We start from the raw sequence: 9,884 nt of genomic DNA on the forward strand, positions 1-9,884 counted from the left end.
CTACGAGCGTTTGAGGGCTGCGGGCAAACTGCCCAAGGTCGCCTTGGTGGCATGCATGCGCAAGCTGCTGACCACGCTCAACGCAATGGTCAGAACCGGCAAACCTTGGGACCCGTCGCTTCATCGTGCTTGACTTTGAAGACGGTTACTCAGGGCTCATGCCCGTCAGTGGCTTCAAGGCATCTGCCATCAAGGGATTGTGTTCAGCCCGCTGCACATCAGCACCCTTGCGGCTGGCTCCGGTCATTTTGTCCATGCCTTGTGTGGGTGTTGCATCGATTTCCTTGGCCCCTACACAAGGTGCATCCGAATAGCTCACCTTGCCTGCCGTCTCGCAGCGGTAGACGGGCTTTTGTGCATAGGCAGGAATGCTGAAGCTCAACAGGCCTAGCAGTGCGAACGACCAATGAAGATGGCGGGTCAGGTTCAAACGTGAAGAAGACAATAAGCGCATTGGTTTCAAACTCGAACTAGCTGGCAGCTACAGTTCCCCGGCATTTGGGGTAGGTGGTGCAGCCCCAGAACGTGTTGCCTGCATTGGCCCCCTGTCTGGCGGTGCGCAGTGCCATGGCGGCACCGCAACGTGGGCATTCGGGTTGGGCTGCAGCCTTGGCGGTAGCCTGGGGAGCTTGGACTGGCGATTGGGGTTGAGGCGCCGGGCTCTCCATTGAGTTGGAAGTCTCGCGTTGTGCGGCTGCTGGTTGGCCTTGGGTGCCCCGTGCCTGCTGAATCATGGCGAAGAGCCGGGGACCGTCAACGAGTTCGATGTTACGCCCCTGGGCGAAGTCTTTGGCATCGCTCGTGAACCGCCCCGAGGTGACGACAAAGCCAGCCGTGGCACCTTTGGCAGCCATGACGCCATAGAGTTCGCGCACGGTGGTCACGCCCACCTTGTAGGCCTTCCACTGTTTGCACTGCACAAAGAATTTTTCCGCCCCCTTGGCCAGGACGAGGTCAACACCGCCGTCAGGGCCGCCCCCGCCGATTTCCGTCACGCGGTATCCCTGCAGTCGGTAAGCTTCACCGACCAGCAGCTCAAATTCCCGCCAGCTCATGCCGTCCAGGGCGTCTGCATTGCGTGCTTGCGCCACGTCCGAAACTAGGGTTTGGCGCTGTTTGCGCCGCCAGGCTGAAAGGGCTGCCGCTGCAATGCACAGCAGCGGCACGATGTACTGACCGGCGTTTGCTAGGCCATGGATGATGGCCTTTTGCATCATGGCACCCACCATGACGCCTCCTTGGCCTTGAATGTCAGAGGCTTGGATGGGTACCGCTAGGCGGTGCAGCAAGAAATAGCTGACCGCTGCGAGCACCAGGCAGACCCACCAGGGGAGCATGGCAAGCAAGTCCAGGACATCTTCTAGTGGACTGGATTTCTTGCGTCTGGCCATGGTTCCTCCCGATGTTTTTGTGGCGTTTGCACTATTTTGGCGCAAGCGTTTGGTCATGCCTGAGTGACAGTGGGGCGCTCGAAGGCCGGGAAGCAGCTAGAGGGGTGCTGTGCCGATACCAGAACGCGAATTGCTGCGCTAAGCGACTGCTGTGCAGCGGTTGCAGGCGCTCCGCGCTCCAGCGCGAGTGGCAGCTCACCACTCAAAGCGGTACTTCAGCATGGCACCAAGCGGTCGCTTAGCCCCTCGAAAATATCAGGAAAATCTGAAGTCAAACTTCCTGTTTTTCTCACTCAATCGTGGTAGGATTCCAGGCAGCTAAACTTCCGGAAGTAATGATGACCGCGATCCTGCACGCTGAACCTACCTCCGTCCTCCCACGCCTGCAGCAGCTCGGCTTAAGCGAAGCGGCGTTGTTGCGCGCGGTTATGGCTGGCTACATCGCCAAGTCCAACTGCACCGAGAACCACCCCCCGCTGTTCCCGCCCATTGCGGCGTGGAGCGAAGCTGTTCGTACGCTGCGTGACGTGCTGAAGCCCGAGGGCTGGACGCGCTTCAACGACCAGAACTCGCCTAAGACCGTGAGCCCCGACGGCTCGATCTCGATCATCGTCTCCACCGGCAATGAGGCAACTGGCATTCCGCATGCTGAGCCTGCGACGACCTCTTCAAAGGGACCGAACACCGCGGGCGCCATCGAGATCAACCGGAGCTTGCAGCTCTACCTGCCGGGCATGGAACTGCCCGTGCCGCTTCAAGACGAAGACGAGAAGGTAACCACCTGGATCTTGCTGGCACACCACGCGAAGAACGAGTTGCGTGCGGAGCTGTCGTTGCCGCTGGACGTCGGTAGCGACGGCCGCGTTTCCGTGTGGCAGGAACGGATCATCTTGCGGGCTCAGCCGCTCGATGGCGAACAGGTGGTGATCACGCCCCCTGTCCAGCCTGACATCGACGTTGCGGTTCGGCGGAAGGCATGAGCTACGGTGCAGAGTTCAACCCGAACCGCCTAGGCCTTGCTCGTCGACGTCGAGGGCTCACAAAGAGGAAGTTGGCTGAGCTCATCGGCGCAGATGTGCGGGCGGTTACCGCGTATGAGAGCGGAGAGTACAAGCCTGAAAGAGAACGGCTCCTCGCTCTAGCTGACCAACTGCACTTCCCGGTGCAGTTTTTTGTTGGATCGGACGTAGAGGAGGTGACACCCGACGTAGTCAGCTTCCGGTCCATGTCGAAGATGACCGCCGGCCAGCGGGATGCAGCGCTAGGCGCTGGCGCGGTCGCGCTCATGCTGAACGAGTGGATCGAGCAGCGCTTCGAGTTGCCGGCGGCGCAGTTGCCTGACCTCAGCCACGAGTCCAGCCCTGCTGCGGCTGCAGCCGCATTGCGCCGAATCTGGGGTCTCGGCGAGTTGCCGATCAAGAACATGGTGCATCTGCTGGAAGCGCGTGGCGTGCGGGTGTTCTCACTGTCGCTGGACACTGCCCACGTGGACGCGTACTCCATGTGGCATGCGTCTACGCCGTTCGTGTTCCTCAACACGATAAAGTCCTGTGAACGCAGCCGCTTCGATGCCGCCCATGAACTCGGGCACTTGGTCCTTCATCGTCATGCTGGCCCGAAGGTCAAGGACGCTGAGCGCCAGGCCAACGAGTTTGCATCGGCGTTTCTCATGCCGGAAGGAAGCGTTCTGGCCAACGCGCCTGTCATGGCCACCGTGGACCAACTGGTCTCACACAAGGTGTTCTGGACAGTCTCTGTCGCAGCGCTTGCCTACAGGCTGAAAGATCTGAAGCTTGTCAACGAGTGGCACTACAGATCGCTGTGCATCGAGATGGCGCAACGTGGCTACCAGAAGTCAGAGCCAAATAGTGCGCCCCGGGAGACGTCACAGGTCTTCCAAAAGGTGTTCGCCGCACTGCGGGAGGATGGCATGACGCGCGCCGATATTGCCGATCAACTTGCCGTACACGTCAACGAACTCGACGAGTTGGTCTTCGGCTTAGCGCTGACCGCGCTGGTAGGTGATGCGCAGGCGCAGAGCCGCCCGCGACGGCCAGTGCTGCAAGTGATCGAGGGTGGGCGCGATTAGGCCTGTCTTATCAGCTGGGGTGCGGGTTCTGAACACACGTCGAAGACAAAGGCTATCTGATTGAGTGGCAAATCATGGTGCGTGCCAGCCGAAGCATGACCGAAGAACTGCTCGCTAGTTCGGGACGCTACCCGAACAACCCAGACTGCTGTACCACGCATGGGGTGCTGGATCGCCTCATCGAATTTGAAACTGACCTCGACTGAGGTGCGCATGGCCGCGCCCGCCGCAAGCTTGCAACGGTTCAGGCTGGCGGAGCTTCAAACCGACCGCTAGCGCCAAAAGCGGGTCCATGAGAATTCACGCCCAGCAGATAAAGCGGTAGCATCAAAAAAACCGGGCTGAAGCCCACAACAAGATCTAGGGACGGATATTGAATCAGCGGCAACTTGATCTGCCAGGGCTTTTGGCCGCGCCCAACGACGCAGACGACGGCGAAGCGCAAGCGCACGTGCATGACCGGGGAGAGCTCCACGTGCACATGAACGGCGCCATCCCAGTGTCGACCATTCGGGAGATCATGGCCGACGAAGCAACGTCGCTTCCGGCTGGCTTTGATTTTGGGCGGGATATGACCCGCCTAGCAGCGTGCAAATCGCTGGCGGAATACCTCACGCCTTGGCAGGTGCTGCGTCTCTTTCCCAAGAAGCGCGCAAACCTCGATCGCCTTGCACATGCTGTTCTTGCAAGCCTAGCAGAGAACGCCGTGCGTTTCGTCGAGCTTCGCAGCAGCGTTCTGTACCTGACCGGACTTCAGAGCTGCACGCCGGCACAGGCATTGGAACGCCTCATCGAATCGACCGGCAGCGCGGCTCAGCACCACGGCATCCGGCGTGGCTTGATCCTCACCGTGACTCGGGGCGACTACGGCGCCTCCAATCTCGCTACCCTCTTGCAGGCCTACGAGGACCTCGGACGGCCGAAGGATGTCGTTGGGCTCGACCTTGCCGGAGATGAAGAGATGCCCTATCCGGCTGAGCTGCCAGCGATGATCCGTAAGGCCAAGGATCGGTACGGCTTCGGCATCACGATCCACGCCGGAGAGACTGGTCGCGTGGAGAACGTGCGCGCGGCCGTGGATCTCTTCCTGGCAGATCGGATCGGCCACGGTACGGCCGCCGGCAAGGATCCGGATCTGCTGAACCTGCTGTCCGCCAAGGGGGTTTGCGTCGAGGTCTGCCCGATCAGCAACCGGCTCACGGGTGCGGTTCCCCGCGATGAGGCCCACCCTCTGCAGGAGTTCCGGCGTCACGGCGTACCGTTCGTGATTTGCTCCGACAACCCCGCGATCCATCAACGCGGCTTGGCTGACGACCAAGGTGCAGCCATGGCCGAAGGCCTGTCCATCTGCGACATGCAGCAGCAGTACGAAGTCGCCAAACGCTTTTCATTCATGGAGGGGCTGACTTGAAGATTCGATTTATGTCCGGCAACAAGCACAAGATCGCGGAGGTGCAACGCATCCTCACCCCGGTCGGCGTGGACATCGTGCCGGTATCCAGAAAGATCGAGGAGCTGCAAACGCAGGATGTCCACGCGCTCGTGCGGGACAAACTGATCAAGGCGTTCCAAGAGATCGGCCGCCCGTTGTTCGTTGAGCACACTGGGCTATACCTCGGCGGATTGAATGAGCTCCCAGCAGGCTTGACCCAAATCTTTTGGGACCGGCTGGAAGCCAACCGCTTCGTTGACCTAGTGGCCGGCCTGGGTGATGACAAGGTCACCGCAAAGACGGTTCTCGGGTACTGCGACGGGCGGGAGATGCACCTGTTCGAGGGTGCCATCGAAGGCACTGTTCCCCGTGTTCCTGCTGGCCCGGAGGACTTCCAGTGGGACTGCGTCTTCATCCCCAACGGCAGCACGAAGACGTTCGCCGAGATGGGCACAGACAAGGACGACATCTCCATGCGCCGCAAAGCGCTGGATAAGTTCGCCGCCCACCTCACAGCCACGAAAGGCTTGAAATGAGAGTTGAGCTTCTTGAAGCGCACCGCAGCGGCAAGCTGATGCTGTTTGTCGGTGCCGGCGTATCCGCGAACCTTGGCTTGCCGAGTTGGGGCCAGCTCATCGCGCAGATCGCAAAGGAGTTGGGCTATGACCCTGCAGTGTTTGCCACCTACGGAAACTACCAGACTCTTGCTGAGTTCTACAAGAAGAAAAGAGGCGGACTCGGTGAGTTGCGGAGCTGGATGGACCGGGAGTGGCACAAGCCGTCCACAGACATCAAGGCCTCCGATATTCACCGGTTGATCACTCAGGGCAATTTCTCGCGGATCTACACCACCAACTACGACCGTTGGCTTGAGATCGCGCACTCTGAGTTCGGCGTGAAATACGACAGAATTGCCAGTGTGGCGGACATGGTCGCCGTTAGGGACGGTCACCGACAGATCATCAAGTTCCATGGTGATTTCGCAGCCGACGAGTCGATCGTCCTCGACGAGACCAGCTACTACCAACGGCTGAACTTCGATACGCCACTGGACATCAAGCTGCGCAACGACGTACTGAGCAATTCCGTCCTCTTTGTCGGCTACAGCCTGACGGACTTCAACATCCGGCTTCTGTTCTATCGACTGACGGAGATGTGGGGGCGTTCGCCGCTGGCATCCGTCAGACCAAAGTCCTACGTCTTCACGCACCGCCCAAACCCAGCGGCAGAAGAAGTGCTTAGGCACTGGGGCATCGAGATGATCGTATCCGAAGAGGACGATCCGAAAAAGGCGCTCACAGACTTCCTTCAAGAGCTCGTGACTTGATGAGGTGGGTAGGCTCGTGCCATGAGCCACTGCCCCCTAACCTCGCTGACACAAAGCGCCAAATTGAACCGGTCAATGGCCAGCGCGCACAACTGCCGCTACCCGTCGATTGGCCGGTCATGACCGAAGCGGTCGCTCAGGCCGTCGAACGCGAATGACTCAGTTCAGCCTGAAGCGGTCGGCCTTCCAGGACGTCGAAAGTCAACCCTAGCCCCCCCGCCTATCGAGGCCAATGGGACGTGCCGTGTTCTGTGAACACGGACGACTAGTTCGATTGGCCGCTGAATCTCAGCTACGTTACGCCTATTGCCCCCCCAACATAACTGCGCGCCATGCCGTGATCGCCAGCAGTTATTCGAAAATTTCGAGCAACTGAATGGGTAGCCACCCTCTGAATACAAGCCCCCCAAACTCTGTAACGAACCTCAAGCAAATGCCCATCGCCGCTTGCACTTGAGCTGGCTTACCAGGGCGCTACCGAGAATGTGGAGGCGTTCACAGACGCTGAAAGCCCTCCTTGACTGATCTACAGTTGGGAACGCCGCGTGAGGATGTCTTCCGCCTCGACAACTTCGTCATCCAAGCACAGCGCATCGTATTCACGCAGGGACCTCAGATCCATGAAGCCCGCTTTGTGCAGGTCGGTAGCAATGTCATGCAGTGCAACCAGCAGCGGGCTGGCAGCCTTTTTTGCTTCCGTAGGCAGTGCAGTTCCCATTTGCGCGGAATCCACTCACGAGGGCATTGCAGCCTGTGTCGGAGCACCCAGTTCCGCAAAGTTGCTGATCTTCACCGCCCCATCGGGAAACCGTGCAATGACCTCCAGCTCACCCCCCATCGCTTGGATGTGGCTGCGTAGCGTTGAAAGGTACATGTCTGTGCGCTTCTCCATCTTGGCAATGGAGGGCTGCTGCACATGCAGTACGTCAGCCAGCATCTTTTGCGACAGCCCCCGAGCTTGGCGCAGCTCGTGCAGTGGCATTTCGCTCAGCATGGTTTGCGCGAGTTCAGCGGCTTGAGCGCGCGCTTCAGGGCTCATTGCAGCCCGCAATTCAGAAAACTTCTTAGCCATCTATTTCTCCTTCAAGGCGAAGCTGGTCAAGATGCTCGTCATACAACCGATCAGCGATTGGCACATGCACTTCGTACCAGCGGTCATTGCCCGTCTTATCACCGCCGATCAATAAAATTGCCATTCGGCGAGGGTCAAAGGCATACAGTGTGCGAAACGGCCGCCCGCCATGCTGCGTGCGCAATTCGCGCATGTGCCCGTGGCGAGAACCGTTGATACCACTGCTGTGGGGGTGTCCGAGTGAGGGGCCACGCTCTTCCAGCAACGCTACCGAAGCGGCCAAGGACACTTGCTCCTGCTCTGACAAGCCTTCCCACCACGCTTCAAACTCATCGGTGTACTCAACGTCCCAAGACATAGTTAAATATAGCCTCCAAGGAATATTCCGTCAAGGGAATGGATTCGGGTTGGCTGATCCAACAGCCACTGCACGGTGTTCACAGCGAGTGCTCTGCCCACGCCTGCATCATCGCGCGCCGCTTCTCCAGCATGTCCCCGCGCCGGTAGGCTGCCTCCACCTTGTTGCCCACAATGTGCGCCAGCGCCATTTCCGCCATTTCCTGGGGGTAGTCGGTGGCTTCTGCTGCCCAGTCCCGAAACGAGGAGCGGAAGCCGTGCACGGTGATGTCGTCGCGCTTCATGCGCCGCAGCACGGCGGTGAGCGTCATGTCGGAGAGGGGTTTGTGGTCACGCGTGCTGGGGAACACGATGTCGGTATCTGCCAGCTTGGTGTCCTTCAAAGACTCCAGCAGTTGCATGGCAGCATCCGATAGCGGTACCCGGTGCTCTTTCCCGGCTTTCATGCGTTCGCCTGGGACGGTCCACAGCTTGTGCTCGAAGTCCACCTCGTACCAGGCCATGCCGCGCACTTCGCCTGAGCGGGCGGCGGTGAGGATGGTGAACTGCAGAGCCAGCGCACCGATGCCGCTTTGCTGGCGCAGTTCGGCCATGAAGGGTTTCATGTCGCGCCATGGCAGTGCAGCAAAGTGCTTTGATTTGGAGACCTTGGAGCGTGCGGGCAGCAGTGCGTCGAGGTGGCCTTTCCAGCGGGCGGGGTTGTCTCCCGTGCGGTACCGGTGCACGGTGGCCCAATCGAGCACAGCTTCCAAACGGCCCCGCAGGCGCGAGGCGGTTTCTGCCTTGGTGTGCCACACCGGTTCAAGCACGCGCATGATGTGCGCGGTTTCAATCAGCGCGACATCCATCTTGCCGATGATGGGGGCTGCGTAGGTTTGCAGCGTGTTGGTCCACTGGTCGGCGTGCTTGGCATTCTTCCAACCCGAACGGTGTGATTCGATATAGCGCTCGGCGCAACTGTCGAACGTGATGGTTTTGGCTTGCTCGGCACGCGCCACGGCTACGGCTTGGTGCTTGACTTGCATGGGGTCGATGCCTTGGCGCACCTGACGACGCCAGTCCATGGCTTTGTCACGGGCGTCAGCCAAGGAAACCTCGGGGTATGGCCCCAGCCCCGTCCAGCGCTCACGACCGTTGAAGGCGTAGCGCAAAATCCAGGACTTGGAGCCCCCTTCGGTGACTTTGAGCCACAGGCCGGCACCGTCGCCATGCAGGCCCGGCTCCTTGAGCCTGGTGGCTTGCAGTTGAGTGAGTTTGTTGGCTTTGACCATGGGTGGAGTTCGACGGAGACGAGACCCAAATTTTGGTCTCGTTATACGGAAAAGTATACGGAAAAAACACAAGATTGAGAGATGCCGTCAGAAACCCTGTGAAACAACAAAACTCATAAGTCATTGTTTATATTGGGTTATTTTCTGATTTCATGAGATTTTCTGACGCAAAGTGAAACCCAGGTTCGACTGCCGCCCTCTCCGCCAAGACAAAACCCCAAGTAATTGATTTACTTGGGGTTTTTTATTTTCTACCTCTTTCGGTATGCCATCTGGTATGCCATGCCACATTGGCTGCAATAGGACGCGCCTGAGCAACTTTGGACGCCTAACCACTCGCTGAGGCAGGCAGCGCAAGTCTGTCTTGCGCCAGTCGTACTATGGCCTATAGGGCTTCTCGGGTAACTACCGTGATCTCTCGAACTGGACAGGGCGCTTCGTCCTGCGCTGCATGACGATGGCTCGCGTGGCCACTTGGTCACCACGGGGCGCATCAGGGACCTTACGTGCAACGAGGTCGCGCCCGCGCAGCTTGCTGTCGATACCAAGATTGAGGAGCGCAAGCTCCCCGAATACGCACCTCCATCTGCAGGCGGACACGCAGTGCCCGGATGTCCTTGGGCTTGAACGGCGCCCTCTAGGCCTACGACGTTGCTGTTGTTCGACGGCTTACGGTGAGTGGTGTTTCCTACTGCTTCGATGATGGACTCCCATCGAGTTGATGGGGTACGCAGGATGCGCCATGAGTCCCCAAAGAACTACTATCTTGGCCTACCGGCGGGCCGAGCCATGCGGGAACCTCTCACAACCCCATGATTGACGGATCCGAATAGGCACGATTGGACGCCAGCCCGTTTTAAATGCGCGATGAGGCCTTACGGCGGTCTGCACCTCGTGCATTGAGGGGCCTTGCAGCCCCGATGGCTCAGGCTTTCGCCGTTTGCA

The 9,884-nt window shown here is 59.3% G+C and carries 11 protein-coding genes and 2 pseudogenes; 6 read left to right on the top strand and 7 right to left on the bottom strand.

What is annotated here, in order from left to right; genetic code table 11:
- Positions 1 to 133: pseudogene (locus BN2503_RS20295) on the top strand (IS110 family transposase); the annotation flags it as partial.
- Between the two features lie 12 nt (positions 134 to 145).
- Here the strand turns inward: BN2503_RS20295 and BN2503_RS18035 are convergent.
- Entirely contained in the window at positions 146 to 430 is a 285-nt protein-coding gene (locus tag BN2503_RS18035; RefSeq protein WP_054257997.1) for a DUF4124 domain-containing protein, read from the bottom strand.
- A gap of 40 nt (positions 431 to 470) precedes the next feature.
- Positions 471 to 1,391, bottom strand: a complete 921-nt coding sequence (locus BN2503_RS18040; protein ID WP_054257998.1) for a restriction endonuclease — start codon at positions 1,389 to 1,391, stop codon at positions 471 to 473.
- A gap of 338 nt (positions 1,392 to 1,729) precedes the next feature.
- Between BN2503_RS18040 and BN2503_RS18045 the strand changes: the two genes are divergently transcribed.
- The 5 genes from BN2503_RS18045 (at position 1,730) to BN2503_RS18065 (ending at position 6,239) form a co-directional block, all read left to right on the top strand.
- Positions 1,730 to 2,371, top strand: a complete 642-nt coding sequence (locus BN2503_RS18045; protein WP_074930473.1) for a hypothetical protein — start codon at positions 1,730 to 1,732, stop codon at positions 2,369 to 2,371.
- Positions 2,368 to 3,480, top strand: a complete 1,113-nt coding sequence (locus BN2503_RS18050) for a helix-turn-helix domain-containing protein (protein ID WP_054258000.1) — start codon at positions 2,368 to 2,370, stop codon at positions 3,478 to 3,480. Before BN2503_RS18045 ends, BN2503_RS18050 begins: the two co-directional genes overlap by 4 nt.
- Before the next feature lie 451 nt (positions 3,481 to 3,931).
- Positions 3,932 to 4,891: an amidohydrolase family protein gene (locus BN2503_RS18055; protein ID WP_267887080.1), complete on the top strand. Its 960-nt coding sequence runs from the start codon at positions 3,932 to 3,934 to the stop codon at positions 4,889 to 4,891.
- An 11-nt stretch (positions 4,892 to 4,902) separates the two neighbouring features.
- Positions 4,903 to 5,448 (top strand): non-canonical purine NTP pyrophosphatase, encoded by a 546-nt coding sequence (locus tag BN2503_RS18060; protein ID WP_199445279.1) that lies wholly within the window; start codon positions 4,903 to 4,905, stop codon positions 5,446 to 5,448.
- Positions 5,445 to 6,239 (top strand): SIR2 family protein, encoded by a 795-nt coding sequence (locus BN2503_RS18065; RefSeq protein ID WP_054258003.1) that lies wholly within the window; start codon positions 5,445 to 5,447, stop codon positions 6,237 to 6,239. The genes BN2503_RS18060 and BN2503_RS18065 overlap by 4 nt, the downstream gene beginning before the upstream one ends.
- Positions 6,240 to 6,765: 526 nt before the next feature.
- On the opposite strand, the gene BN2503_RS18070 is transcribed toward BN2503_RS18065, so the two are convergent.
- The 5 genes and pseudogenes from BN2503_RS18070 to BN2503_RS21105 form a co-directional block, all read right to left on the bottom strand.
- The gene (locus BN2503_RS18070; RefSeq protein WP_054258004.1) at positions 6,766 to 6,957 is read right to left on the bottom strand and encodes a hypothetical protein; all 192 of its coding nucleotides are present in this window, start codon (positions 6,955 to 6,957) and stop codon (positions 6,766 to 6,768) included.
- 15 nt (positions 6,958 to 6,972) lie between these two features.
- Positions 6,973 to 7,311, bottom strand: a complete 339-nt coding sequence (locus BN2503_RS18075; RefSeq protein ID WP_054258005.1) for an XRE family transcriptional regulator — start codon at positions 7,309 to 7,311, stop codon at positions 6,973 to 6,975.
- Positions 7,304 to 7,669, bottom strand: a complete 366-nt coding sequence (locus BN2503_RS18080) for a type II toxin-antitoxin system RelE/ParE family toxin (RefSeq protein ID WP_054258006.1) — start codon at positions 7,667 to 7,669, stop codon at positions 7,304 to 7,306. The genes BN2503_RS18075 and BN2503_RS18080 overlap by 8 nt, the downstream gene beginning before the upstream one ends.
- Before the next feature lie 79 nt (positions 7,670 to 7,748).
- Positions 7,749 to 8,939, bottom strand: a complete 1,191-nt coding sequence (locus tag BN2503_RS18085) for a tyrosine-type recombinase/integrase (RefSeq protein ID WP_054258007.1) — start codon at positions 8,937 to 8,939, stop codon at positions 7,749 to 7,751.
- A 388-nt stretch (positions 8,940 to 9,327) separates the two neighbouring features.
- Positions 9,328 to 9,640: pseudogene (locus tag BN2503_RS21105) on the bottom strand (integrase); the annotation flags it as partial.
- Between the last annotated feature and the right edge of the window lie 244 nt (positions 9,641 to 9,884).

The organism is Paenacidovorax caeni (genome assembly GCF_001298675.1).
GTDB lineage: Bacteria > Pseudomonadota > Gammaproteobacteria > Burkholderiales > Burkholderiaceae_C > Paenacidovorax > Paenacidovorax caeni.

Bases quoted from the DNA above. Each gene is read 5' to 3' on its own strand.
- BN2503_RS18040 (WP_054257998.1), bottom strand. From the start codon at position 1,391: ATGGCCAGACGCAAGAAATCCAGTCCACTAGAAGATGTCCTGGACTTG.
- BN2503_RS18045 (WP_074930473.1), top strand. From the start codon at position 1,730: ATGACCGCGATCCTGCACGCTGAACCTACCTCCGTCCTCCCACGCCTG.
- BN2503_RS18050 (WP_054258000.1), top strand. From the start codon at position 2,368: ATGAGCTACGGTGCAGAGTTCAACCCGAACCGCCTAGGCCTTGCTCGT.
- BN2503_RS18060 (WP_199445279.1), top strand. From the start codon at position 4,903: ATGTCCGGCAACAAGCACAAGATCGCGGAGGTGCAACGCATCCTCACC.
- BN2503_RS18065 (WP_054258003.1), top strand. From the start codon at position 5,445: ATGAGAGTTGAGCTTCTTGAAGCGCACCGCAGCGGCAAGCTGATGCTG.
- BN2503_RS18070 (WP_054258004.1), bottom strand. From the start codon at position 6,957: ATGGGAACTGCACTGCCTACGGAAGCAAAAAAGGCTGCCAGCCCGCTG.
- BN2503_RS18075 (WP_054258005.1), bottom strand. From the start codon at position 7,311: ATGGCTAAGAAGTTTTCTGAATTGCGGGCTGCAATGAGCCCTGAAGCG.
- BN2503_RS18080 (WP_054258006.1), bottom strand. From the start codon at position 7,669: ATGTCTTGGGACGTTGAGTACACCGATGAGTTTGAAGCGTGGTGGGAA.
- BN2503_RS18085 (WP_054258007.1), bottom strand. From the start codon at position 8,939: ATGGTCAAAGCCAACAAACTCACTCAACTGCAAGCCACCAGGCTCAAG.